The 26,528-nt window shown below is 44.4% G+C and carries 26 protein-coding genes; 6 read left to right on the forward strand and 20 right to left on the reverse strand.

The window, feature by feature from the left end; genetic code table 11:
- Positions 1-265: 265 nt before the first annotated feature.
- A complete protein-coding gene (gene pepF, locus D8790_RS05870; protein WP_125387933.1) occupies positions 266-2,062 on the forward strand; it encodes an oligoendopeptidase F in 1,797 nt (598 codons plus the stop codon).
- Between the two features lie 86 nt (positions 2,063-2,148).
- Here pepF and D8790_RS10880 read toward each other — a convergent pair whose 3' ends face one another.
- The gene (locus tag D8790_RS10880) at positions 2,149-2,493 is read right to left on the reverse strand and encodes a hypothetical protein (RefSeq protein ID WP_045497799.1); all 345 of its coding nucleotides are present in this window, start codon (positions 2,491-2,493) and stop codon (positions 2,149-2,151) included.
- A 220-nt stretch (positions 2,494-2,713) separates the two neighbouring features.
- Between D8790_RS10880 and D8790_RS05880 the strand changes: the two genes are divergently transcribed.
- Entirely contained in the window at positions 2,714-3,382 is a 669-nt protein-coding gene (locus D8790_RS05880) for an MIP/aquaporin family protein (RefSeq protein ID WP_125387934.1), read from the forward strand.
- 91 nt (positions 3,383-3,473) lie between these two features.
- Here D8790_RS05880 and trxA read toward each other — a convergent pair whose 3' ends face one another.
- Entirely contained in the window at positions 3,474-3,788 is a 315-nt protein-coding gene (gene trxA, locus D8790_RS05885) for a thioredoxin (RefSeq protein WP_001029581.1), read from the reverse strand.
- A gap of 15 nt (positions 3,789-3,803) precedes the next feature.
- Entirely contained in the window at positions 3,804-4,025 is a 222-nt protein-coding gene (locus D8790_RS05890; protein ID WP_125379903.1) for a DUF4649 family protein, read from the reverse strand.
- 236 nt (positions 4,026-4,261) lie between these two features.
- On the opposite strand from D8790_RS05890, the gene hslO reads away from it, so the two are divergent.
- Positions 4,262-5,134, forward strand: a complete 873-nt coding sequence (gene hslO, locus D8790_RS05895; RefSeq protein WP_125387935.1) for an Hsp33 family molecular chaperone HslO — start codon at positions 4,262-4,264, stop codon at positions 5,132-5,134.
- A complete protein-coding gene (dusB, locus tag D8790_RS05900) occupies positions 5,121-6,098 on the forward strand; it encodes a tRNA dihydrouridine synthase DusB (RefSeq protein ID WP_125387936.1) in 978 nt (325 codons plus the stop codon). The genes hslO and dusB overlap by 14 nt, the downstream gene beginning before the upstream one ends.
- Before the next feature lie 58 nt (positions 6,099-6,156).
- On the opposite strand, the gene D8790_RS05905 is transcribed toward dusB, so the two are convergent.
- The 9 genes from D8790_RS05905 to D8790_RS05945 all read right to left on the reverse strand — a co-directional run bounded on the left by D8790_RS05905 (position 6,157) and on the right by D8790_RS05945 (position 14,373).
- Entirely contained in the window at positions 6,157-6,918 is a 762-nt protein-coding gene (locus tag D8790_RS05905; protein ID WP_125387937.1) for a hypothetical protein, read from the reverse strand.
- Between the two features lie 235 nt (positions 6,919-7,153).
- Positions 7,154-7,942, reverse strand: a complete 789-nt coding sequence (locus D8790_RS05910; RefSeq protein WP_125383460.1) for an NUDIX domain-containing protein — start codon at positions 7,940-7,942, stop codon at positions 7,154-7,156.
- A gap of 57 nt (positions 7,943-7,999) precedes the next feature.
- Positions 8,000-8,815: a nicotinamide riboside transporter PnuC gene (gene pnuC / locus D8790_RS05915; RefSeq protein ID WP_005591144.1), complete on the reverse strand. Its 816-nt coding sequence runs from the start codon at positions 8,813-8,815 to the stop codon at positions 8,000-8,002.
- Between the two features lie 21 nt (positions 8,816-8,836).
- Entirely contained in the window at positions 8,837-9,895 is a 1,059-nt protein-coding gene (locus tag D8790_RS05920) for an AAA family ATPase (protein WP_005591145.1), read from the reverse strand.
- 178 nt (positions 9,896-10,073) lie between these two features.
- Positions 10,074-10,475, reverse strand: coding sequence for a DUF4430 domain-containing protein (locus D8790_RS05925; protein WP_048791764.1), 402 nt, complete (start codon positions 10,473-10,475; stop codon positions 10,074-10,076).
- The gene (locus D8790_RS05930; RefSeq protein ID WP_125387938.1) at positions 10,459-10,941 is read right to left on the reverse strand and encodes an ECF transporter S component; all 483 of its coding nucleotides are present in this window, start codon (positions 10,939-10,941) and stop codon (positions 10,459-10,461) included. Before D8790_RS05930 ends, D8790_RS05925 begins: the two co-directional genes overlap by 17 nt.
- A gap of 84 nt (positions 10,942-11,025) precedes the next feature.
- Entirely contained in the window at positions 11,026-11,466 is a 441-nt protein-coding gene (locus D8790_RS05935) for a GNAT family N-acetyltransferase (protein WP_005591148.1), read from the reverse strand.
- Between the two features lie 14 nt (positions 11,467-11,480).
- On the reverse strand, positions 11,481-13,910 hold the full coding sequence (locus D8790_RS05940; protein WP_125387939.1) for an ATP-dependent Clp protease ATP-binding subunit: 2,430 nt from the start codon (positions 13,908-13,910) through the stop codon (positions 11,481-11,483).
- 4 nt (positions 13,911-13,914) lie between these two features.
- A complete protein-coding gene (locus tag D8790_RS05945; RefSeq protein WP_125387940.1) occupies positions 13,915-14,373 on the reverse strand; it encodes a CtsR family transcriptional regulator in 459 nt (152 codons plus the stop codon).
- 285 nt (positions 14,374-14,658) lie between these two features.
- Here D8790_RS05945 and D8790_RS05950 point away from each other — a divergent pair, with 285 nt between their 5' ends.
- Positions 14,659-15,009: a hypothetical protein gene (locus D8790_RS05950; RefSeq protein WP_062005058.1), complete on the forward strand. Its 351-nt coding sequence runs from the start codon at positions 14,659-14,661 to the stop codon at positions 15,007-15,009.
- Positions 15,010-15,273: 264 nt separating this feature from the next.
- Complete coding sequence (locus tag D8790_RS05955; protein WP_125387941.1) at positions 15,274-16,146, forward strand: AraC family transcriptional regulator; 873 nt, start codon at positions 15,274-15,276, stop codon at positions 16,144-16,146.
- Between the two features lie 304 nt (positions 16,147-16,450).
- Here D8790_RS05955 and D8790_RS05965 read toward each other — a convergent pair whose 3' ends face one another.
- From D8790_RS05965 to glmS, 8 genes are all read right to left on the reverse strand, one after another.
- Positions 16,451-18,562, reverse strand: coding sequence for an ATP-dependent Clp protease ATP-binding subunit (locus D8790_RS05965; protein ID WP_125388035.1), 2,112 nt, complete (start codon positions 18,560-18,562; stop codon positions 16,451-16,453).
- 432 nt (positions 18,563-18,994) lie between these two features.
- Positions 18,995-19,759, reverse strand: a complete 765-nt coding sequence (locus D8790_RS05970) for an amino acid ABC transporter ATP-binding protein (protein ID WP_125387942.1) — start codon at positions 19,757-19,759, stop codon at positions 18,995-18,997.
- A gap of 12 nt (positions 19,760-19,771) precedes the next feature.
- Positions 19,772-20,458, reverse strand: a complete 687-nt coding sequence (locus D8790_RS05975; protein ID WP_125387943.1) for an amino acid ABC transporter permease — start codon at positions 20,456-20,458, stop codon at positions 19,772-19,774.
- 3 nt (positions 20,459-20,461) lie between these two features.
- Positions 20,462-21,154, reverse strand: coding sequence for an amino acid ABC transporter permease (locus D8790_RS05980; protein WP_125387944.1), 693 nt, complete (start codon positions 21,152-21,154; stop codon positions 20,462-20,464).
- A 21-nt stretch (positions 21,155-21,175) separates the two neighbouring features.
- On the reverse strand, positions 21,176-22,060 hold the full coding sequence (locus tag D8790_RS05985) for a transporter substrate-binding domain-containing protein (RefSeq protein ID WP_125387945.1): 885 nt from the start codon (positions 22,058-22,060) through the stop codon (positions 21,176-21,178).
- Positions 22,061-22,075: 15 nt separating this feature from the next.
- Positions 22,076-23,074: a uroporphyrinogen decarboxylase family protein gene (locus D8790_RS05990; RefSeq protein ID WP_125387946.1), complete on the reverse strand. Its 999-nt coding sequence runs from the start codon at positions 23,072-23,074 to the stop codon at positions 22,076-22,078.
- Positions 23,075-23,325: 251 nt separating this feature from the next.
- Complete coding sequence (locus tag D8790_RS06000; RefSeq protein WP_125387948.1) at positions 23,326-24,375, reverse strand: LLM class flavin-dependent oxidoreductase; 1,050 nt, start codon at positions 24,373-24,375, stop codon at positions 23,326-23,328.
- A gap of 212 nt (positions 24,376-24,587) precedes the next feature.
- Positions 24,588-26,399 carry a glutamine--fructose-6-phosphate transaminase (isomerizing) gene (glmS, locus tag D8790_RS06005; RefSeq protein ID WP_125387949.1) on the reverse strand — a complete coding sequence of 604 codons (1,812 nt, stop codon included), beginning with the start codon at positions 26,397-26,399 and terminating at the stop codon, positions 24,588-24,590.
- Positions 26,400-26,528 lie beyond the last annotated feature (129 nt).

Below are 26,528 nucleotides of genomic sequence, written 5' to 3' on the forward strand. Positions count from 1 at the left end.
CACTTCGACTTTAATTTCATGGTCTTAGTAGCTTCTTATATCCTCATCTTTGTATCAAGCACGTACAGACCCTATTTTACCACAATTTCAGCCAAAAGAAAAAGGATGGAAATAGCTTTTTTCTATAAAATTACTGAAAATCTAGTTTTCTTTTTTATAAACAGACAGGTGAAATCATATTTCCCTATTTTTTTCCTATGAGCAAGGCATTCTAAAGGATTTTTTGCTATACTGAATATAGCTATTTAATCAAAAGGAGTACACTATGGAACAAAAACATCGTTCTGAATTTCCGGAAAATGAACTCTGGGACCTAACGGCCCTTTACCAAGACCAAGAGGACTTCCTGCGAGCCATCGAAAAGGCCAGAGAGGACATCCAGAAATTCGTCCGTGATTATCAAGGCAAACTTAGCACTTTCGAAAATTTTGAACGGGCTTTTGCTGAGTTAGAGCAGATTTATATCCAAATCAGCCACATCGGCAACTACGGCTTTATGCCACAGACCACTGACTATGGTGACGAGAGCTTTGCGCAGATTGCCCAAGCAGCCATGGAGTTTGAGACCGAGGCCAATGTCGCACTCAGCTTCTTTGACGACGCCCTAATCAGTGCAGATGAAGCTGTCTTGGAGAAACTAGGTCAAGAGCCCCATTTGACTTCAGCCATTCGCCAAGCTAAAATCAAAAAAGCCCATTATCTGGGAGCGGATGTCGAAAAAGCCTTGACCAATTTAGGCGAAGTCTTTTACAGTCCACAGGATATTTACACCAAGATGCGGGCCGGCGACTTTTCCATGGCTGACTTTGAAGTAGACGGCAAAGTTTACAAAAATAGCTTTGTCACCTATGAGAATTTCTATCAAAACCATGAAAATGCAGAAATCCGCGAAAAAGCTTTCCGCTCTTTCTCTGAAGGCCTTCGTCAGCATCAAAACACTGCCGCTGCTGCCTATCTGGCTCAGGTCAAGTCTGAAAAATTACTAGCTGACATGAAGGGCTATGACTCTGTCTTTGACTACTTGCTAGCTGAGCAAGAAGTTGATCGCTCTATGTTCGACCGACAGATCGACTTGATTATGAGCGAATTTGCCCCCGTAGCTCGGAAATACCTCAAGCATGTCGCTAAGGTAAACGGACTTGAAAAAATGACCTTTGCCGACTGGAAACTGGACTTAGACAGCGAGCTCAATCCTGAAGTCAGCATTGATGATGCCTATGACCTCGTTATGAAGTCAGTCGAGCCACTCGGACAAGAATATTGTCAAGAAGTTGCCCGCTATAAGGAAGAACGCTGGGTCGACTTTGCGGCCAATGCTGGAAAGGATTCTGGAGGCTATGCTGCTGATCCTTATCGGGTTCACCCTTATGTCCTCATGAGCTGGACTGGACGTATGAGTGATGTCTATACCCTGATTCACGAGATCGGTCACTCTGGTCAGTTTATCTTCTCTGACAATCACCAAAGCTATTTCAACGCCCACATGTCCACCTACTATGTGGAAGCACCGTCTACCTTTAATGAGCTCCTGCTCAGTGATTATCTGGAGCGCCAGTTTAATAACCCTCGCCAGAAACGCTTTGCCCTGGCTCACCGTCTGACGGATACCTACTTCCACAACTTCATTACTCACTTGCTGGAAGCTGCCTTCCAACGCAAGGTCTATACTTTGATTGAAGAAGGCGGAACCTTCGGCGCAAGTAAACTCAACGCTATCATGAAAGAAGTCTTGACAGAATTCTGGGGCGATGCCGTTGAGATTGACGACGATGCTGCCCTGACTTGGATGCGTCAAGCCCACTACTACATGGGACTCTACAGCTATACTTACTCCGCAGGCTTGGTCATCTCTACCGCTGGCTACCTACATCTGAAAAATGACGAAAATGGTGCCCGTGACTGGCTTGAGCTGCTCAAATCTGGCGGCAGCAAGACTCCGCTTGAGTCAGCTATGATTATCGGAGCAGATATTTCGACAGACAAACCACTCCGCGACACCATTCAATTTCTATCTGATACTGTAGATCAGATTATTGCCTACAGTAAAGAGTTGGGGGAATAAAAAACAAGACTGAGACATTTTTGTCTCAGTCTGTTTTTACATGATTCAATAAATCTGTTCCTAAAATGAAATTTGAAGCTAAATTTTTAAAAAAGTTTAAAGAAATATAGATAAACCAAAATATAGATTGTAAAACAGACGCTAAATATAAGCCACCTTATCCAGAACTGTGACTTGCTATAATTTTTAGCACGTAGGAGGCCAATAAAGAACCAGATAAGACCCCAAAAAAACATTCCCAACAGTTGAGGAGCATAATATGAAATCAAAACCAAGCAAAAAAGGACAAAGCTTAATACAGCCATGATGCTTTTTTCCGTTATTTGCGATCTAGGAATCATCCAGCCCACAAAGAAACAGAAAATCGGCACCGCAATAAACGGTGTAAAAACCATCAAAATAAAGCCAAACTGCGATAATGACTCAAGCATAAACAGCGCCCTTTCTATACCTTGTAATTTACCTTCTTCCTATTATAACCTAAAAACTATATTTTCCAACAAAAAAACTGAGAGTTAGGCTATTTCCTCTATTTTCCCTATAATAAACAAAGGATATTCCGGCCAAAATATATGTTCAGAGCACTTTTCTTGAATCCACCTGTTTGTTTTGATAGACTAATACATAGATTTTTTAAAAAGGAGATAGAAAATGAAAAAATTTGTTGCTGAATTAATCGGTACATTCATGCTTGTGTTCATCGGAACAGGAGCTGTTGTTTTTGGAAATGGTGTTAAAGGTCTTGGCCACCTAGGAATTGCTTTGGCATTTGGCTTGGCAATCGTAGTCGCAGCTTTCTCAATCGGAACTGTTTCAGGCGCTCACTTGAACCCAGCTGTTTCAATCGCTATGTTTGTAAACAAACGCTTGTCGTCGAAAGATCTTGTCAACTACATCCTTGGACAAGTGGTTGGAGCTTTCCTTGCGTCAGGCGCGGTCTTCTTCCTCTTGGCAAACTCAGGTATGTCAACTGCTAGTCTTGGTGAAAATGCCTTGGCAAACGGTGTCACTGTCTTTGGTGGTTTCCTGTTTGAAGTCATCGCAACTTTCTTGTTTGTTCTAGTTATCATGACCGTGACTTCAGAAAGCAAGGGAAATGGTGCGATTGCTGGTTTGGTGATTGGTTTGTCATTGACAGCTATGATCCTTGTGGGATTGAATATCACTGGACTTTCAGTGAACCCAGCTCGTAGCTTAGCGCCTGCTGTCTTGGTAGGTGGCGCAGCCCTTCAACAAGTATGGATTTTCATCCTTGCCCCAATCGTAGGTGGTGTTCTTGCAGCTCTTGTTGCTAAAAACTGCCTTGGAACAGAAGAATAAGAAACAAAAAGAGCCCTGGCCTCAATTTGAGGAACAGGGCTTTTTCTATGAAATCAAAAGAAGACTCCCTTTTGAATGGGAGTGTTCGTGATTAGCTCAATTCAGCAACTATGGCCTTGATTTGTTCTGCTGTATGCACACCAGCGACTTGTTTCACCACTTGACCGTCTTTCTTGAAGAGAAGGGTTGGAATAGACATGATACCAAAGGCACGAGCCGTGTTTGGATTTTCATCTACGTCCATTTTAACGATTTTCAAGACATCTTCTGACAGTTCTTCAGACAATTTGTCCAAGATTGGACCTTGCATACGACATGGACCACACCAAGTTGCCCAAAAGTCTACCAAGACCAAACCATCTTTTGTTTCTTGTTCAAATGTTGCATCTGTAATTGCTTTTGCCATTGTATTTCTCCTTTTTTAGTTATATTGGCTCAAATCCTGTTTCATCAGGAAAAAGTAAACATCTCCATAAGTCCCATGGTAGTCCAAATCATGGCCATTATAAACTAACTTTTTAACTGGATGATAATCCGCTACCCCGATCAGGCAGGCTTGCTGTGATAGTTCAAACTCCTCATAAGACTCGAAAGTTATCTTCCGTTCTGACTTAGCTGCATCTAGATAAGTAATTTCAATCATAAGCTCTCCTTTTTGATTCCATTCGTAATTTATGATTTAATTGTAACCAAAAAAGTTACATTTGTCAAATCAGACGCATCCGCCACTGCTAGATCATAGATGAATTCCTCTGAATCCTGATTGATCAATCTTCTCCTTTTGTTTAACTTGATTCTAGCACAATGTAAAGAAGAAATCTTTGACAAAACAAGCACAAAGGCTACGTTTGTTTTTATTTTTATGTTAAAATAAAAGGTATGGACAAAATTATTAAAACTATCTCAGAAAATGGTTCTTTCCGTGCTTATGTGCTGGATAGCACAGAGACGGTCCGGACCGCTCAAGAAAAACATCAAACTCAAGCAAGCTCTACCGTTGCACTTGGTCGCACACTGATTGCCAGCCAGATTTTGGCTGCAAATGAAAAAGGCCAAACCAAAATCACCGTCAAGGTTCTTGGTACTAGCTCGCTAGGCGCAATCATCACCGTGGCGGATACTGAGGGCAATGTCAAAGGCTATGTGCAAAATCCCGGTGTAGATATCAAAAAGACAGCCACTGGCGAAGTTCTGGTCGGCCCTTTTGTCAGCTCTGGTCAATTTTTGGTTATCACGGACTACGGTACTGGCAATCCCTACAATTCTATGACGCCACTCATATCTGGTGAAATCGGCGAAGACCTAGCCTTCTACTTGACGGAAAGTCAGCAAACTCCTTCTGCCGTTGGCCTCAATGTTCTCTTGGATGAGCATGATAAAGTTAAGGTTGCTGGTGGTTTTTTGGTACAAGCTCTGCCTGGTGCCAAAGAAGCTGATATTGCTCGCTTTGAGAAGCGGATCCAAGAAATGCCTGCTATCTCAAAACTGCTGGAATCCGATGACCATATCGAAGCACTGCTGGCTGCCATCTATGGAGACGAACCCTACAAAAGCCTGTCTGAAGAGGAAATTCGTTTCCAGTGTGATTGCAGCAAAGAGTGCTTCATGAATGCCTTGGCTACCCTGCCAAAGGCTGACTTAGAAGAGATGCGTGACCAAGACCACGGAGCTGAAATCATCTGTCAATTCTGCCAGACAGCCTATCACTTTGACCAAAATGACTTGGAGGAACTGATTCGTGACAAATCTTAATACCCCTTTTATGATTGGAAATGTTGAAATTCCCAACCGTACGGTTCTGGCGCCTATGGCTGGCGTAACCAACTCTGCTTTCCGAACCATTGCCAAAGAGCTGGGAGCAGGCCTGGTCGTGATGGAAATGGTCTCTGACAAGGGCATCCAATACAACAACGAAAAAACCCTTCACATGCTTCACATCGATGAAGGCGAAAATCCTGTTTCTATCCAGCTTTTCGGTAGTGATGAAGACAGCCTGGCCCGCGCAGCGGAATTTATTCAAGAAAATACCAAGACGGATATCGTCGATATCAACATGGGCTGCCCAGTTAACAAAATCGTGAAAAACGAAGCTGGAGCAAAATGGCTCAAGGATCCTGAGAAAATCTATAAAATCATCAACAAGGTCCAGTCCGTTCTGGATATTCCTCTGACAGTCAAGATGCGGACTGGCTGGTCTGACAGCTCACTAGCTGTAGAAAATGCTCTGGCAGCTGAAGCCGCTGGCGTCTCAGCCTTAGCTATGCACGGCCGTACCCGTGAGCAAATGTATACAGGTCACGCAGACCTCGAGACCTTGCACGACGTAGCCCAAGCCCTGACCAAGATTCCCTTCATCGCTAACGGTGATATCCGCAGCGCGCAAGAAGCCAAACAACGTATCGAAGAGGTTGGTGCTGACGCTGTCATGATTGGCCGTGCAGCTATGGGAAATCCCTACCTCTTTAACCAAATCAACCACTATTTTGAAACAGGTGAAATCCTGCCAGACTTAACCTTCGAGGACAAGATGAAAATCGCCTACGAACATTTGAAACGCTTGATTAACCTCAAAGGTGAACACATTGCTGTTCGCGAGTTTCGTGGCCTAGCACCCCACTACCTTCGTGGGACATCTGGTGCAGCTAAACTTCGCGGTGCCATTTCACAAGCCAGCACATTGGCAGAGATTGAGGAACTCTTGCAACTCCAACATTAAAGAAATAAAAAAGGAAGCATCTACAAAGGTGCCTCCTTTTTTGCAAATTTCTTTTTTCTTATTTGATCAATTGAACACCAGCTACTTTACCGTCAGCGCCAGTAGTGATTTGGATGCCCAATTTAGGAGCAGATGGCTCAGCAGAACCCAGCTGAGCTGTATAGCGACCATCATCCAAAGTATAGGCATATGAAGCAACATGGTAAGTATTGACAGTTCCATTCGCTGACTTGACACTAAACTGTCCGCCTGCTGAAACAGTCACTGTACTACCTCCTGCATCTGTCCAACTACCAGCAGCTGCAGAGAAATCTCCATCCACCATATTCAAAACGCCTTTATAACGAGCATTTGTTTCTGCCTGCTTGTTTTGAAGCTGACGATCAGTGGCTGGATTTTGAGCTGGTTGACTCGGTTGGGCTGGCTGAGTCGCTTGATTTGGTTTAGTTGGTTGAGTCGGCGTAGCTTGTTGACTAGGAGCTTGTTGAGATTGGCTTGGTTGAGCCTGTGTATTTTGTTGAGCTTGAACTTGCTGATCCACTCCTTGTTGAGTTTGATTTTGTGAAGGTTGAACGGATTCCACAGCTTTCTGTACTTGTTCTGCTTGCCCTACTGTTTTATTTGAAGAAGCATTGCTGCTGGCTTTTAGAGCGCTGCTTGCTTTGCTGGATGAGGTAACTTTAGAGCTAGAAGAACTTTGTACTGTCTTATTAGCACTTGCGTTAGTCTTGGTTTCTTCTTTGTGACCACAAGCCCCTAAAAGCAAGCTAGAAGCTAGAACAGTAGCAGCCATCAATTTTGTATAAGTCTTAGTTTTCATTTTTTCTTCTCCTTCGTAACATTCGGAAATCTTTTTGTAATATTATTGTAACACTCGTAATAAAGTATGTCAACTAGATAAATGGAATTTTTCAAAAAATTTTGAAGCAAATAGCATCTAGAACTTAGGTCTCCTCTCTTCCTCAGCAGATATGTCGCTACTTTTATATTCGTAATAAAAATAAAAAAAGCAGAACATTTTTGTCCTGCAAGTAAACTATATCATCAATTTCCTTTTAATCCGATTTTTCTGTCTTCAGTTTATAAACTTTTCTCGGCTTCTTCTTTGGCACGCGCTTGACACCGGCCTCTTCCAAATATTCTCCAAATTTTACGAGAAAATTATTGCTGACGATGGGGCGTCTAGGCGTGATGAGATTGACCAACTCAGTCCCTTCATAGACAGTAAACGGTGATTCCAGCAGATGGAGAAAAGTTGGATTCCAGTCCAGTCGCCCCTGAATCCGCTTGATAGACTCCAGCAGGATTTGGTAGTGGTCAAAGGCAAAGTCCTCTGCTGTTAGAAGCCGCTCGCCATCTCTAAAACTCCTTGTCTTAAAGTCCACATTAAGGAAGGTGACTTCCTTAGCATCATCACCAGCCTTGACTTGGTTGATAGCGATTGCCGGCAGATAGACCAGATGGGCAATGGTGATAACCCAACCACGCGGATCGCGTCCTGGAGTGGAAACCGTCATCAGCTGCTCCACCTTTTCCAGCGGTATCTCGAGGTCTACTTCTTCCTTGACCTCCCGAATGCAGGCTTGATAGGCATCCTCATTTTTGTCCACAAAACCTCCGACCAGAGCATATTTATTCTGATAAGGATGGGCCTTGCGCTTAATAACCAAGAGTTTTATCTGGCCTTCCACAAAACAATAAGCCACCATATCTGCTGTTACGCTAGGTGTCTCATACTTGGGCAAATCCTGTGTCTTGTACCATGCTAAAAAGGCGGACTCATCCGCCATTGTTTCGTAATACTCTTTTTCCGACATTCCCGCTGGGATATCCTGTTTGGTCATGAATTTTTCTTCCTTTCCTAAGCTATTTTTTCTATCAAAAATCCTCCAAATCTTGCTCTAAGCTTTCTTCACTGCCTTGGTCCACTGATACCAGCCGACGATACTATTGAGGGTATAGACCCAGTACATGGCCTGGATATGAAGGTTGCTACCCCACCAGAGGTAGATACTGAAGAGATTGGTCGCAATCCAGAAAATCCATTGCTCGCGATAGAGCCCCGTCATGAGAAGCTGGCCGATTCCATTGGTCGCATCTGTCACACTATCGCGGAAAGGCCGGTGACTGTGAATGCTCTTATAAGCAAACCCCATGCCAATCCAAATCAAGGCAGTCAAGGCCAAATATTTAAGCCAGCCACGCCAGTCTAACTTCTTAGCTTCAAAATGAGAAGGCTCTGTCTTATCTTGTTCATTGACTCGGTTGGACAGCCAAGTATAAAGGCCAATCGGCTGCATGATAAAGAAGTAAACCGTAGTCAGCACTTCTCCATAAAAGCTAGCCTGGAAGGACAAAATGAGATAAATCGCCGAATTAACAGCTCCAAAGAGGTAATTGCTGGCCCGCCCCTCAGCTACTAGGATGACGCAGACGATGCCTGTCCAGGAAGCAAAGAGTCCCAACCAGTCATGCTGCTCCTGCCCACTGGTAAACTCCAGAATGAAGGGCAGACTGGAAAGAGCAATCAAGTAGAGCCATTGAGACAAGCTACGCCCGCCAAATAAATCCTGCCAGAGCAATTTGGCAATACCGCTAAAGCCCTGTTCTTTAGCTGCTGCACAGACATTCTGAAAATTCCGAGCAAAGGTTTGAGATTTTTGTTTTAGTCCTGCGGAGAGAGCTGCAGGTGAGAGTTTTTGATTTTTTACTACCATTCTATTTTACCACTTTCTTTTTTAATCTGCTTGATAAATCATGTCGATCGCTTCTTTAGCCGCCTGATAATTGTCAAAATAACTGCCAGCCAGATAGACCGTCGGAATATGAGCTAAACACTCCTCTTTCAGCCTTTTCAAATAGCTAGAAAAATCACTGCGGATAGCCTCGTCTGCCATGCTCATATCGCGAAAGCCATCGTTGACATAGGCTCCGACCGGCTCAGCAAAGAGAATCAAATCCCATTTTTCCTTAGACAAAATGCTGGCAAAGAGATTGTCAAAGGTATCTGTCTCCTCGTCTTGAACGGGACTTTCTTTCAGATAGTAGTCATAGTAGGCCTTGGTTACTAGCGAATTTGTATCGGCCACGACCAGACCACGGTTTGCGTTGCTGTCAATGAGGCGAGAAGTCTGAGCGTATTGCCCCAGAAGTAGATAATAGTAATCCTTAGGTGTCAACTCATCGTCTCGTACGTTATTTTGAATCTGGTATTCTCGAGCATATTCTAGACTAACTGGAGCATCATAGTAGCGAGCCAAATCCTTAGCCAAGGTCGTTTTACCATTACTGGCGCTACCCATAATCAGCACTTTCTTGGTAAAGTGACGGCGGAAAGGTTGGGCGATATATTTCCAATAAAGGCTAGGATTTTCCCGAATCATCGTAGCTGAAATCCCAAACTGTCGCTCCTCAAAAGAAGTTTTGAAGCCACGCTTTTCCAACTCGGCCTGATAATCAGCCTCTCCGACAAAGAAAATCAGCTCTTCACCTTCTGCATCATAGCCCACCAACTCTAATAAAGTCGACAGCCACTTGTCCCAACCCAGAGGATAGCGGGGAAAAGACGTTTCGTCTAGTTTATAAACCTGAGTCAGTTCATCATCTGCGAAGGTCTCACGAGTATAACGGAATCGCTTCTGCAGAGACAGACCTGCTTCCTCTCCACGGTCTTCCTGATAACCAGAAACCACCACGCGCACCTTGTCGTAAGAACGCTTCGCCTTCTGAATCAAATCGATATGCCCCTGATGCAAGGGAGCAAAGGTTCCAAAGACGATTGCAATTTTTTCTTTCATACGCTTAACCTTTTTATTATATTTTATTATTTCTATGGTTTTATTATAAACTATATTTTTCTTTTGTCAATAGTTTTTTATAAAATTTTATAAAAATATTTTTCAGACACTTTAAAACTGCATTAAGCGCAAAAAAAGAACCTAATGTCTTAAGCATCAGATTCTTTTTCTACAAGATTTATTGCTGATAGACTTCTTGGTAGAATTCCAGCTTGTCTCCATCCTTGAGCGTGATTTGATTGGCACCCTTAGGAGCCATTTCTCCGTTGACCTTAAACATCCAGTAGAGGCCCTTTGCTTCATCCTGAGCATGACCGTCAATCGAAGTGATAAAACCATCTTTTTCTTCGACCTTATAGGCCTTCTTCAAAGCATCCATAGCTGTCTTTCCTTCTTCAACAGCCACCGTTTTCTCGCTCTTCTCCTGACCTTCTGGTGCAATACTGATGCTAATTTTCAGTTCCTTTTTGACGGAAGAAGCAGCCGAACTAGAGCTGGTATCGTTTTTTGTTTGATTATTGCTACAGCCCACTAAAAAGAGAGCAAAGGTAAGCGTAAGTAAGCTAAAGATTTTTTTCATGATAAAGTCTCCTTAAAATAAAATATAAAATAGGATAAAAGAGCATGGTTGAGCAGGCATGAGCTAGATTGAAGCCTGCTCCTGCCGCCACATAAGTCCACCAAGGCATTTGATAAAGCAAAGCTGTGATACCATCAATCACAAGACCATAGCTAAAGGCTAAAAGCAAGGCCAACATACTCTGACCAAACAAGCCTAGTCGCCGATACAGCAGATACCATAGACAAATGACCACCGCAAAGGATAAGATCTGGAAAAGGACCCATGGTCCCATTCCAAAGAGGAAAGAAGATACAAAGATACTGATAGACATGACCAGAAGCGAGCCCTTCAAGTCCTCAAAATCCACCAAGAGAAAATACAGCGCTGTAATCGGCTTGATATTGGGCAGACCAGCAAAGGCATAACGAAGCACGACACAGACAGCCGCCAGAAGAGCGATTCGAGTAAGATAACGAAGAGACACAGTTTCTGCCTTTCTAAACGATATTCTTCAGTAGGATAACACGTTTCTGACTAGCCTAGCAAGAATGCTAAGTAAATCAGCTTTTTATGTATCCTGTCGAATCATCTCCGTTAGTCCTTGATCTCGGTAAAGCAGATCATTTCTAACTGAAAATCCCAGCTCCTGCCAAAAACGGTTGCCCAGTTCATTTCTTTCAAAAACGACCAGCGATACTTTATGGATACCAAGTCTTTTCACTGCTGACAAGGCCTGTTCGACCAGAGCTCTGCCTACTCCTTTTCTACGAAAATATGGATGGACAGCTGTATGATAAATGTACGCTCTACGTCCATCTGTGCCAACTAGAATAGCACCTATAAAGCTCTCCCCTTCCAATGCAACCAGACAGGTCTCAGGATTGCGCTTCAAAAAGCGGGCAATCCCTTCTTCAGAGTCATCTAAGTTATTGAGCCCCATACCAGCGCAAGAGAGCCACAGCTGGTAAACAGAGGCATAATCCTTTTCTGTCATCACACGAATTTCCATTGCACACATCCTCCCTAAGCCATTTCAAATTTGAGTTGACCGTTTTTGACGCCAACTTTGAGCGTTTGACCAGCTGCCAAATCTCCAGTCAGGAGCAACTCAGACAGCTTGTCCTCTACCTGCGTCTGCAGGGTACGGCGCAGCGGCCGCGCTCCCATTTCTGGATCGTAGCCTTCCTGAGCCAGTAGTTTCAGGGCACTAGCTTGGAATTTAAGCACGATACCTTGCTCTGCCAGACTCCTAATCAACGGTTGCACCATAATCTTGACTACTTCCTGCATATCCTCAGCAGACAGACTGTGGAAGACCACCTTTTCGTCAATCCGATTGATAAATTCAGGCCGGTAGGTCTTTTTCAACTCTTCCAGAATGCGTTTTTCCATATTGGCCTGATCAAAGCGGATGTCACGCGCCCCAAAACCAACCGTCTTATCATCCCGCAGGGCCGTTGCCCCCAGATTGCTGGTCATGATAATAATGGTATTGGAGAAGTCCACCTTGCGGCCCTTGCTATCGGTCAGCTGACCATCATCCAAGACCTGCAAGAGGACATTGAAAATATCTGGATGAGCCTTTTCTACTTCGTCAAAGAGAAGAACAGAATATGGACGGTTGCGAACCTTCTCCGTCAACTCGCCGCCTTCCTCATAGCCTACATAGCCTGGGGGCGCCCCGTTGAGACGACTCGCTGCGAATTTCTCCATATATTCACTCATGTCAAAGCGAATCAGGGCTGATTCATCATCAAAGAGAACTTCTGCCAAGGCCTTAGCCAGCTCTGTCTTCCCGACACCCGTTGGCCCTAAGAACATGAAGGAACCAATGGGGCGTTTGCCAGTGCGAATACCCGATTGATTGCGACGAATAGCTCGACTGACAGCCGAAACTGCTGCATCCTGTCCGATAACCCGCTTGTGTAGTTCTTTTTCCAAGTTGAGATATTTTTTGGCATCTGTCTGAGTTAATTTCTGCACAGGAATACCAGACAAGCGACTGAGAGTCTCTAAGATATCCTCTGCTTCCACTTTCAGCTTGTAAACAGTTGGTTCCTGCTCTTTTGCGAGTAGCTGACCGACTTTTTTCAACTTTCCAGCCATCAAAGCCTGATCCACAGGCGTCAAATCCGACTGTTTATAATTCTGCGGTCCTTTATTCTGCACCGTTGCACTAGCTTCATCCAAAAGGTCAATGGCAGAGTCTGGCAAATGCTTGCTGGTCAGATAGCGATGTGCATACTTGACTGCTGTTTCAATGGCCTGATCACTAATCTGCACCTTGTGATGATTCTCATAGCTCTTTCTCAAACCCTGCAGAATAGCAATGCTGTCGGCCACCGTAGGCTCTTCAATAGTGACCTTGGCAAAACGCCGAGACAGAGCAGCGTCTTTTTCGATATGCTTCTGGTACTCTTCCTGCGTCGTAGCACCAACTGTCCGCAAGGTTCCACGGGCCAGAGCAGGTTTCAGGATATTGGCCGCATCCAAGGTCGAATCAATCCCGCTGCCAGAGCCCATGATAGTATGCAGCTCATCAATAAAGAGGATGACATGGCCGTCTTCTTCGATGTCATTGATGATATTGTTCATCCGCTCTTCAAAGTCTCCGCGGAAACGAGTCCCAGCAACGACATTCATCAAGTCTAGTTCCAAGACGCGCATCTTGGCAAGTTCAGCTGGAACCTGCCCAGCTGCTACGCGTTGAGCCAAGCCCAGAGCCAGAGCTGTCTTACCGACCCCCGCATCACCGACTAGCACTGGATTATTCTTTGTCTTGCGGCTGAGGATCTGAAGCATCCGGGAAATTTCCTCGTCCCGACCGATAACTGGTTCCAGACGACCAGCCCGAGCCAGTTCTGTCAAATCCCGAGTATAGTCTTCCAGACCACCGCTGGTTGAAGGAGGCATGCCCATCATATTCGCCATGGTTTGCTTGGCAGAGGCTGTGTTTTTATTTAGTGAGCGAATAGACTTGATTTCCTCTCTGCCCCAGCCAGCACGCTGCTCTAAAACCTTTCGCAAATCACTAAATCGAGGGGCTGAACTCTTATCATCATAGCCGAAACCTGCAGCTTCTAGCACACGAGCTGCCAAGGTCCCACGATCAAATAGCATGGCTAGGAGCAGGTGCTCTGTGCCTAGGCTTTTAGCATGGACGGCTTCTGCAATCTGCCCTGCTTGAGCAAAGAGCTCCTCCAAACGGTGAGAGAAAGGCAATAAGTCAAAACCACCCTTTTTTTGGTACTCTTTTCCAGTAATGTCAAAGGCTGCTTCTTCCAGTTTATCCACTTCAATAGGGAATTCATTTAGAGCCGAGCCTGCCACGCTGTAGGGATTATTAGCCAAAGCCATCAGCACCTGCCACGATTCTAAATAATCAGTAGCAAAATGACCGGCTAAAAGTTGAGCCGCCTCTAAGCTTTCTACTAAAGCTTTTGAATAATTCATATTCTTAATTTCCTTTTCTATCTAATTGCTGCAAAATTTTCCGTAACATTCTGGCTCGAATCCTCGGAGCCTCTGCCCCCAAGACAGCATCGCTGGCACTCGCTAGGAGCAGATCTCCCTCACGCTGACTGATAATTTCTTCATCAAAGAGCAGCTGCAAAACATCTGAAAAAACTGGCTGGCTGAGCGACTCACCGACATTGGTCAACAAATCAGACAGCATTTGGTGCTGATCGGAAAATTCAATCTTACCAATCCTGATATAGCCACCGCCACCGCGCTTACTCTCCACGATATAGCCCCGACTCTCCGTAAAACGTGTCTTAATCACATAATTGATCTGACTCGGAACCACCTGAAAAACATCGGCTAACTCACTGCGCTTGAGCTCGACCATGCCCGCCTGCGCTAAAATTGTTTTGATATATTCTTCTATACTATCCGAGGTATTTTTGATGCCCATGATATACCTTTCTATCTGTTATATCTAAAAATAAGCATTCAAGTCTTCTCTAACATTGACTATCTTTGACTATTATACCGAAAAAATCTATTTTTTGAAAGAAAAAGAAGTCCCAGGAGACTTGAAAATATCTGATAATTCAGAGTAATGAAAAAGATTGACAGGCTGAGTAAATATGATTGTAATCGCTTGCTTTTTACTTTTAAAGACTTATAATAAAGGTGTGAAAGTGTGGTGTTTACACCATCAACCGTATCCAAACAATCATCAAAAGGAGGTTTTCCAATGAAAATAAATTGGCTCAACTATACCCATCATGTACTTAGCTGCCTGTTTGTCACTCTGAGTATCTTGACAATTTTTTCTGCCGAGTATGTCGTTTTCCCAACGAGCCTTCTTCTAGGCTGTCTCCTCATTCCTCTGCTCTTTGAGCAGCATTTATTCAGTCGCCGAATGACTTGGAGCCTTAGCATCTTCTTTGCCATTCTTGCCTTTGCCCTTCTCTTTATCATCAAAACCAATCATATCTCCCTTAGCTATCCAGCAACAACCCTTCTTCTTTTTGTACTAGCAAGCCTGAGTTTTTCAAACTCCTTTATCCTTCACAAACATAAAGAACAAAAGGCCGCTAGATAACACAGCACAAAAAAGTGTGGAAGCAACATGAGCTCGAAAGAGCCATAGATTCCACACTTTTCTTATTCTATAAGGAGCTGGATGGTAGCCAAATATTCTTAAATGGTTCGTCCACTCTGCCAGCCTAAACTAGACTTTCAGAAAATTTTCTCCTCTCTATTTTCCTGCTTTCATTTTCTTTTTAATTATATTATAATAGTTGGCAAACACATTTTCCAATCTAATTACTTTAAAAAATGATAGTATTCTACGAAGGAGGGCGTTATGATGGATTTGGGCCAATTGCACAAAACTACTGAATATAAGAATCAAGGGACCCCCTATTCTCTGACTCGGACCATTACGGAAAACGGCCAGCCTGACATCCTCTTCCACTGGCACACCGATGTTGAAATCATTTACGTCCACGAAGGCAGTGCCCAATTTCATATCGACGATCATTATTTTAACAGTCACAAAGGCGATATTGTCCTGATTCGTCCCAATGCCCTTCACTCCATTCATCCGATTGAGCAGCAGCGCCACTACATGGATGCCATTAACTTTCACTTGGACTTAATGGGCTATTCGGCCATGGATCATGCTAGTATCCACTACCTACAGCCTCTCTACAATGGTCAACTGGACTTTGTCCATGTCATCAAGCCAACTGATCAAGCCTATGAGGAAATTCGTCAATGCCTGCTGGCTACTATGGAAACGGGTTATTGCCAAAAGAACTACTATGAATTCCAACTCAAGGCCCAGCTTAACCAGCTCTTCTACTTGCTCTTTGAGAATGACTATATCGTTTCTAAGGAGCTGTCTGCCGAGGGCTACCGCAAGGAAGAGAAAATTCGATCTATCATCGACTATATCAATGAGCATTATCAGGAAGAACTCTCTATTGATCAGCTGTCTAGTATTTGCGGCTACAGTCCGACGCACTTCATGAATTTCTTCAAAAAACATCTGGGCGTTTCTTGCATTGAATATCTGATTCAATTCCGCCTGCGCAAGGCTGCCGAGCTCCTCCAGCACTCCACCCTGTCGGTTCTAGAAATCTCCAGCCAGTCTGGTTTTAATAACCTTTCTAATTTCAACCGGCAATTTAAAAAATACTATCAAATGACACCCAGTCAATATCGAAAAAAATAAGGAAATCTCCCGTCAGCTGATTGGAGATTTTTTATCTGAACACCAAGACCAAAAATGCTCCTGCTAACAAAGCAATGACTTTGGCAGGATTGACTAAAAAAGAGCCTGGGACAGAAATCAGTAATTCGTTAGAATTCGATTTTGTCGTCCCACCTCCGCACAGTTGAGTAGGGCTGTAAAAGCTGATGAAATCAGCGGAGTAGAGCCCACTCAACCACTGCGTCTTGCTCGACAATCCAAAGACAATTGAGAGGCTAGGACTTTTGTCCCAGCCTCTTTTTGGCATTTTGAGAGTGATCGGCTGTTATTCTGCTGATTTTTCACGGATCACCAAAGTTCCATCTTCCATATCTGCAGTTAAGTGCTTAGCATCTAGATTATCCAAGTGGAAGTCAGTCACCTTGTCACGGATTTGTTGCTCGATAACACGGCGAAGCGGACGAACACCCATGACTTGGTCATATCCAGCGTCGCGCAGGAATTCCTTAGCTGCATCAGATACAGCCAGATCAATTTCTTTCTTGCTCAAGGTTTGATTTACTTCAACCAACATGAGATTCACAATCTCCATCAGGTCTTCTTTCTTGAGATGAGAGAACTCGATCACTGCATTGAAACGATTAAGGAACTCTGGACGGAAATAAGCTTTGAGTCGATCCATCAAATTAGGCTTTTCAGCATCCTCTTCCAGACCTGCTTCATAGCCAAATCCTGCATTAGATGTCGCGATAATAACCGTGTTCTTGAAGTTGACTGTATTTCCTTGTCCATCTGTCAAGCGACCATCATCCAGAACTTGAAGGAGAAGGGTAATCACTTGTGGATCAGCCTTTTCAATCTCATCCAAGAGAATGATAGAGTATGGATTGCGGCGGACACGCTCGGTCAGGGTGTTGTTGTTATCATCATAGCCGACATAGCCCGCAGTCGTACCAATCAGCTTGGAAACGGCTGTACGGTCACTGTATTCAGACATATCCAGACGGATGATAGCATCCTTGGTACCGAACATATCTAGAGCTAGTTGCTTAGCCAACTCAGTCTTACCGACACCAGTTGGACCAACGAAGAGGAAGCTTCCGATCGGACGGTTGCCTTCGTCAAAGCCTGCACGGTTACGGCGAATGGCTCTCGCCACAGCTTCTACAGCCTTGTCTTGACCGATAACTTTAGCTTTGAGACGGTCATTCATGCCCTTGAGGCGCTCAATGTCGCTAGCCCCCATTTGAGATACCGGCACACCCGTCATCCGTTCAACAGATTCTGCTACATCGTTGACTGTCGCCGTTACCTTCATATCCTCTGTGTGGTTTTGAATTTTCTTTTCCAGCTCTTCAATGCGGGTCTTGGCATTCAGAGCTGCTTCATAGTCTTCTTTTTCAACAGCTGTTTCCTGCTTAGCCTTCTGCTCAGCAATCTCATGCTCAACTGCATGAACATCAGTCACTGGATGTTGGGCTGCCAAGTGGGCAGCAGTCACATCGACCAGGTCAATCGCCTTGTCTGGCAAGCTCCGTTGTGGAATATACTGAACTGAGTAGTCCACAGCCGCTTTCAGCACTTCATCCGGCAGGATAACATTGTGATGTTTTTCGTACAAGTCACGAATACCTTGAAGGATTTTATAGGTATCTTCGGCAGACGGCGCATTGACCTTGACTTCATTGAAACGACGAGCCAGAGCCGCATTTTTGAGAATGGTATTGCGGTACTCGTCCTGAGTAGTGGCCCCGATGACAGTCAGCTCACCACGAGAAAGCGCTGGTTTGAGAATATCCGCCAAGCCCTTAGAACCGCTATCTCCTCCTGTGCTACCTGCTCCCAGAATTTGATGGATTTCATCAAAGAAGAGGATAATGTTGCCAGCTTCCTTGACTTCATTGACTAAGTTTTGGATATTTTCTTCAAAGCTACCACGATATTGAGTACCAGCTTCCAAGCCAGAAATATCAACAGAAATAATTTCCTTGTTCTTGATGGCCGCTGGCACATCACCATTGACGATAGCCTGAGCCAAACCTTCTACGACAGCTGTCTTACCAACTCCGGCATCTCCGACCAGAACCGGATTATTCTTAGTACGGCGGGAAAGGATTTCAGCTGTTTCTTGGATTTCCTTATTGCGTCCAATGACTGGATCCAGCTTACCATCACGCGCTTCTTGAGTCAGATTGCGACCTAGCTTAGCCAGAATGCCATCTTGCTTAGGTCCATGCGCTCCAGCTTGCACATCCTGTTCGCTAGTCATTTGACCAGGAAGCTTGCCAGTAGCCCGGTACTGAGCAAACTCTTCCGGTGTGACCTCTCTACCATTAATCAAGTAGCGCCGGTGTTCGCTGTTGTAGCCACCCATGCGCCCCATGAGTTGGTTGAAAAGGTCGTCCATATTGTTAAAATTGTTGTAATTGTTATTCATCATTTTTCCTCACTTTTTATACGTTTTTATATCATTTTTTCATTTGCTAAAGTTTCAGATAAGAAATCTCTTTCTTACTTACTATACATTTATGTTCATATCGGAGATCTTCTCCTATCTATTATTTTACATAACTTATTCTATTTCCAAAAATTAAGACTCCTTCAGTCTCTTACTTTATGGATGAGTTGGATCTATTTCAGAAGAATATAATGTTACATAATTTTTAATCCTCCCAAAAATAATCGCCTACTGGCTATATCCTCATCTTCTGAATAAATTCTGTGTAAACTTTTTGTTTACAGTTGTAATTATACATCCTTTTTACTCCCTTGTCAATAGGTTTTAACAAAAAATTTACATAATTTTTTAAAAGTCAAAAAACTTCCCCCACATAGAAATGTGAAGAAAGCTTCTCTATTTTGATACAAGTTAAATCATATACTCTACACTATAGCTGGCATCCGACAGAATGCGGGACAGAAACTGCTTAGTCCGCTCTTCCTTGGGACTGGTGAAGAATTCCTGTGGAGGATTTTCTTCGATGATGTGACCTCCGTCCATAAAGATGACATGGTTGGCCACATCGCGGGCAAAGCTCATCTCGTGGGTCACAACGACCATGGTCACTCCCTCCTGAGCCAGCTGTTTCATGACACTGAGCACTTCGCCGACCAGTTCCGGATCTAGAGCCGAAGTTGGCTCATCCAGCAGGATAACGTCTGGCTTAACAGCAATGGCGCGGGCAATCCCAATCCGTTGCTGCTGACCCCCTGATAGCTGAGAAGGATAGTAGTCCTTGTAGGCTAAAAGTCCCACGCGCTTCAAGGACTCTTCCGCAATCTCAAGCGCTTCTTCTCTCGGTATCTTACGAGCGATCACTAAGCCCTCTAAGATATTTTCAAGGGCTGTTTTATTGGCAAAGAGATTATAATGCTGGAAGACAAAGGCTGTCTTTCTGCGAATTTCCAAAATCTCTTTTTTGCTGAGTTTAGCCAAATCATAGTCCTTACCAGCCAAAGTCAACTGACCACTATCCGCTTTTTCTAAGTGATTCAGACAGCGCAGAAATGTTGTTTTCCCAGAGCCTGAGGGACCAAGAATTACTACAACGTCGCCTTGATTGACTCTGAGACTGACATCTGCCAGCACCTGGTGCTCTCCAAATCGTTTGGAGATCTGTTTTACTTCTAACATAATCTTTCCTTCCTAAGCAAGAGCGTAGCGCTTTTCCAAGCCCCTAAACATCCACTGAATCAAGCCACAGATAATGAGATAAATAACAAAAATCACTAAGTAAGACTCTGAATACTGATAAGAATGGGAGGCTTCGACCTTAGCCAAAGCTGTAATATCTTTCACTGTCATGACAAATACCAGTGAGGTTCCCTTAACCAAATTGATAACCAGATTGGCCAGATTAGGCAGGGCAGAGCGCAATGCCTGAGGAAAAACAATCCTCCGATAGGCTTGAAAATTCGTTAAACCAATAGCCTGCGCCGCTTCTAACTGTCCTTTATCCACTGTCAAAATGGCAGAGCGCAAGATTTCCGATAAACTCCCTGTTGTCATCAAGCTATAGATGATGAAAGCATAGTAAAGTGGATTGAACTTAAAGACATCTACCTGACTGCCCAGACTTTTGAAAAATTGATTCAGCAAGCTAGGAAATAGACTGTAGAAAAAGAGGATAAGTAAAATGGGCGGCGTCGCCCGAATGAAGGCCAGATAAACCACCGAAAAGGTCCTCACACCTCGAACTTTATAAATCTGACCTAGAGCCAGGAGCAGAGCCGGAATAAAGCTGAGCAGAATGGCCACCACCATAATGATCAGGGTTACCGGTATGCCCTTCAAAGTGACCAGAAAGGTATTTACAATATAATTCAAATCCATGCTTCACCTCTCCTTGACTGTCAGACTTTTTTCCAGAAGCTGGGAAGCCAGCGAAACCACTAGGGCAATTCCCCAGTAAATCAAGGCCACCGCTGTATAGGTTTCGAGGGAATAATTGCCCAGATTACGACTGATAAGATTTTGCCCTGCTCCCATGACATCCACTGCCCCAATCGTATAAGCCAGCGCAGCATCCCGCATGAGATTAAGAAGGGCAGTAGTCAGATTGGGCAGGGCGATGCGAAAAGCCTGTGGCAGGACGATGCGCAGAAAAGTCTGCACGGGTGTCAAACCAATACTGAGACCTGCCTCGCTCTGTCCCTTGGGAACAGCTAGATAGGCTGCCTTGAAGACTTCTGCAATCATGGCCGCAAAGAGCAGAATCATAGTAATGATGACAAATACGGTCCGTGACCAATTATTGATATCCAGTCCCAACCACCATTTTAAAAACTCTGGAATGCCATAGAAGACCAAGAAGAGCAAGACAATAGGCGGTGTACACCGAAGGATAAATATATACCCTCTAGCCAGACCAGCAAAAGCCTGCTCCTCCGCAACCTGAGCCCAGGCCAACAGACCACCTAGCAAGGAGCCAATTAAAACCGTCACGAACATAATCCATAAAGTAGTCGGCAAGGCCTGTAACAAACCAGGCAGCAGGCCAAAAACACGGGACAAATCATAAGCGACCATACGGTCTCCTTTCTCCAGCTTTTAGTCTTTATCTACATAAGAAAAGACATCTTCACCAAAGTATTTTTCCGATAATTTAGAGAGTGTCCCATCTTTTTCCAGCTCTTTAATAGCCTTTTCATAGGCTTTGGCAAACTCTTCATTCTTTTTATCTTTATGAATGAGTGGATAAGTAGGGATACCCTTATAAGGGAACCAACTCAACTGGTCCGCATACTGATGGTAGGAACCTTCCTTGTCTGTCACTGCTTTTTCAAAGGACAATTTGATATCAAAGAAGGCATCATAGCGACCTTCCAAGACCCAAGCATAGGCATCCGCTATCTGAAAAGACTCTGCTGCGGTCAACTCAATTGGACTAGCATTGTGCTTTTTGTTGTACTCTTCAATCACTGTCCATTGAGCATTTTGTGGCGAAATCGGCACCAATTTCCCTTTTTCTTTGGCAAAATCATCAATATTTTTAAATTTATTTGCATCCGCTTTTCGAATGGTGAAGCCGATGATACTAGCTCCGATAGGACTTTCTGGAATGATGAACTTCTTAGCCCGCTCTTCAGTGTACCAAGCTCCCTTGGTTCCGATATCATATTTCCCAGATTCCAAACCAATCAAAAGATCTTCGTCACTGGTGCCAGTATATTCGAACTGATAATCTGGCAATTTTTCATCAATGGCCTTGAGTACCGCTACTTCATAGCCATCTGACTGGCCTTTTTCGTCCAAAAAGTCGTAAGGAACATAGTTTTGCGTATGAGCTACTTTTAAAGTCGTGACCTTGTCACTGCCTGATGCCGCACTACTCGCCTTGCTGGACGAAGCCCCTGTCAAGGTCCGTCCCAAATAAGTTGCGGCAACAATAGCAATCACAGCTGCTCCACCGATAATCCATTTTTTCTTACTCATTCTTTCGTCTCCTTTTTATGCTAAACTTGCTGCTTGGCGAACCCACTCAATCCGCTCTGGATCAATATCGCTTGGGATGGTGCAGTCAGCCCCGATAATCAAAGCATCCTTGCCAGCCTCTGCTATCAAGCGCTTAGTCTCATTTTGAATAGCTTCTTGGCTACCTGTGTAGAGCAAACCAGTCTTGCCATTTTCAAAGCCACCGAGAACGGTCCGACCGCCAAATAATTTACGACCTTCTGCCAAGCTGATGCCTTCTGGCCCCACTGCCCAGTTAATAACTTGAGCTGGATAATCTGTGAAAAGATGAACGTCATTTCGCGCGCCTTCGTAGCCACAAATATGCAGAACATTTACTCCGCCAGCTGCATTGGCTGCTTCCAGCACCGCTAATTCACTAGGAGCAATGTAAGCCTTGTAATCTTCGGCCGACACTCTCGCATCCTGAATGCTCTGAACGCTGAGGTAAATTCCATCTGCACCGGCTTCCTTGATGATCCGCTCTGTCAGAGCCGCAATATCTTGAGCAATCACATCCAGCACCCGCTTTGTCACTTCCGCATCTTCTGCTAGAAAATCTGCAATGATGTCATCTCCTCCAGCAACCTTGCCAACCAGCCATTTGAAGTAGGTTACTGGTGCAAAAATATTGTAAATAGCGACCAAGTCCTCTGTAAAGCCAGCCCTAATCTTCTGAACCAGCTCCACCTGCTCACTAATCCAAGGATGGTCAGCACCTAGCGGCTCAATATCTGCCAACTCCTTGATAGATTGGACTTTCTTCAAGCTCTCGTTAGGATAGGCAAAATAACCATCACTCATCAGTTTGACAAAGTCTGGCTTGACTTCTGTTAGAAACGCTTGATGCCCTGTCAGATTTTTCTCAATAATGGCCCGATTGCCAAAACCAGCCAGCCACTCATCCTCGCTGGTAAAATGATGCCAGAAACCAACTGGCACTCGATCAACTTTTTCTCCCTTAAAAGCTTTTAAAACCAACTCTCTTTTAGACATATCTTGCTCCTTTTCATTTTGATTGCTATTATCATATCACTGAAAAGTGAGCTTTCCAAATATATATTTCCTATCAGCCCGATTAAAAATATTTATAAGAGTAAATTAAAAAAGCTAGCTCGAGCTAGCTTTATCAAGGTTTTTCAGCTTTCTATAAAAAACCTGTTTTTCTTACTATTTTTAGAAAGGCAAGATATATATTTTCTATGGGAGAGATAGGCAATCTTTATCAAAAGACCTCTACTTCGATTTTACTTACCCTTAACTGCAAAATACTCCCGCACAAGCGGTGCAACCTTAGTGCCAAAGAGTTCGATAGACTGGAGAACCTGCTCATGCGGAAGCGAGCCCAACGGCAGATGCAGCATGAAGCGGTCCAGTCCCAGCTCGTCTATCATCTTGATCAATTTCTGAGCGACCTTTTCAGGGCTACCGACAAACATGGCCCCCTCTGGTCCTACCTGATCTAGGTATTGCTCATAGGTCATCTCCCGCCAGTGAGGGCGGTCCTTAGAGATAGCGTCCACTACCTGCTTGGTCGGATGGAAGTAAGTCCGGACCGCCTCCTCATTATCCTCCATGACCCAGCCCCAAGAGTGAGCAGCGATCTTCAACTTTTCATCTGAGTGGCCACTTTCCTGCCCAATCCGGCGATACGCATCCAGCAAGGGTTTGAAGTGCTTAGGTTGTCCACCGATAATGGCATACGCAATTGGCAGACCCTTCTGGGCGACCTTAATGGTGGACTCAACATTGCCCCCCGTCGCTACCCAAACTGGCAATGTTTCTTGCACCGCCCGTGGGTAGACTTCCCGATTGTCAATAGTCTGCGTCAGCTTACCCTTCCAATTCAACCGCGTCTCGGCACTAGCATAGAGGAGCAGATCCAACTTTTCATCAAAAAGCTCTTCATAATCCTTCAAGTCATAGCCAAAGAGCAGAAAGGACTCGATAAAAGAACCACGGCCAGCCATGACCTCTGCTCTGCCATTTGACAATGCATCAATCGTCGCATACTGCTGATAGACTCGAATAGGATCCAAGCTCGACAAGACACTGACAGCACTAGTCAAGCGAATCTTCTCTGTCTTGACCGCACCAGCCGCCAGCACAATCTCCGGTGCAGAGACGGCAAAGTCCTCTCGGTGATGCTCTCCAATACCATACACGTCCAGTCCCACCTTGTCTGCCAGCTCAATCTCTGCTACCAGCTGACGAATCCGCTCGTCATGAGTATAGGTCTGCCCTGTCCCCTCTAGTGTCGTTGTCTCTCCAAAAGTAGAAATACCTAATTCCACCATGTTTTGTCCTCCTGATATTTAAGATGAAAACATTTTATCACTAACTAGTAATATATGCAAAAATGATGCTCAACCTATTGTCTATCTGCATAGAATAACATGGTTTTGTCATGATAGAAAGAGACTTCCAAAGAGCTCCATCACCAAATACCATACCAAAAGCCCCAGAAAAATCTGAGGCTTGGTATTCTTATCGAGATTCATTAAGACAGTTATTCTACCGTTACAGACTTAGCGAGATTGCGTGGTTTATCCACATCCAATCCACGGTGCAAGGTTGCAAAATATGCAATCAATTGAGTTGGAACCACCATAGAAATTGGTGACAAATAAGGGTGAACTTGACTCAGGACAATATCGTCTCCATCCTTAGCCACATTTTCCTCCGCAATGGTCAAAACTTTGGCTCCACGCGCCACAACCTCAGAAACATTTCCGCGAGTATGGCTAGCCAAGACTTCGTCTGAAAGCAGAGCTAGCACAGGTGTTCCCTCTTCAATCAGAGAAATAGTACCATGCTTGAGCTCTCCTGCCGCAAAGCCTTCACACTGAATGTAGGAAATCTCCTTAAGCTTAAGGCTGGCTTCCATTGCCACATAATAGTCCTGACCACGACCGATATAAAAGGCACTGCGAGTTTCCGCCAACAGGTCACGGACTTTGCTTTCGATCAGTTCTTTTTCAGAAAGGGTAGACTCGATAGACTGGGCTACGATAGACAGCTCATGAACCAACTCAAACTTCTTGGCTTTCTCATTGCCATTGGCATCACCGACCGCCTTAGCCAAGAAAGCTAGGGCAGCGATCTGCGCGGTGTAGGCTTTGGTTGAAGCCACGGCAATTTCTGGTCCAGCATGGAGAAGCAGGGTATGCTTGGCTTCACGAGACAAGGTTGAACCTGGCACATTAGTCACTGTCAAGCTAGGAATGCCCAGTTCATTGGCCTTGACCAAGACTTGGCGACTATCAGCTGTCTCACCAGATTGGCTGATAAAGATGAAAAGTGGCTTCTTGCTCAGAAGCGGCATAGCATAGCCCCATTCTGAAGAAATACCCAGTTCAACTGGCGTATCCGTCAGTTCTTCCAACATCCGTTTAGAAGCGTAACCCGCATGATAAGAAGTTCCAGCAGCAATGATATAAATGCGATCCGCTTCTTGGACTGTCTTGATGATGGCTGGATCAATCAGCATTTTATTATTTTCATCCGCATAGGTGCTAATCAGCTTCCGCATCACGGTCGGCTGCTCATCAATTTCCTTCAGCATGTAGTAAGGATAAGTGCCTTTGCCGATATCAGACAGGTCTAGCTCAGCAGTATAGCTACCACGTTCAAGAACATTGCCTTCATAATCTTGCACTTCTACGCTATTAGCCGTCACGATAACCAACTCTTTATCATGGATTTCCATATATTCGCTAGTCTCGCGAATCATAGCCATGGCATCGGAGCAGACCATATTGTAGCCGTCGCCCAAGCCGATCAAAAGCGGAGATTTGTTTTTGGCAACGTAGATTGTAGAAGGATCTTGAGCGTCTACCAAGGCAAAAGCGTAGGAACCTTCGATAATGTGAAGAGCCTTGCGGAAGGCGTCAAGAACAGAGAGACCATCTTCTTCCGCGAATTTCCCAATCAAATGAACTGTAATTTCTGTATCTGTCTGCCCTTTAAAATCATGGCCAGCAAGATAGTTATTTTTGATATCCAGGTAATTTTCAATCACACCGTTGTGAACCAAAACAAAACGGCCTGTCTGAGAAGTATGAGGATGGGCGTTATTCTCACTTGGTTTTCCGTGGGTTGCCCAGCGCGTATGCCCAATACCTGTTGAACCTGCCACATCCATGCCAATCTTGGCACGAAGATCTGCAATCCGGCCAACAGACTTGACCAGACTAGATTTTTCTCCTGTTGTCACAAAAATTCCAGCTGAGTCATAGCCTCGGTATTCTAACTTTTCAAGTCCTTGCATCAAAATATCTGTTGCATTGCGGTTTCCCACAACTCCGACGATTCCACACATAGATTTATTTCTAGCCCTTTGCCAGCAAAAAGCTAGTTCCTCCTTTATTGAAAATTGGTATAGTCTTATTTATCTTTTTATCGAGAGACAAAGACATTATACACACCGATTTGACATTTGTCAACATAA

Source organism: Streptococcus cristatus, from assembly GCF_003943535.1.
In the GTDB taxonomy this organism is placed as follows: Bacteria; Bacillota; Bacilli; order Lactobacillales; family Streptococcaceae; genus Streptococcus; species Streptococcus cristatus_L.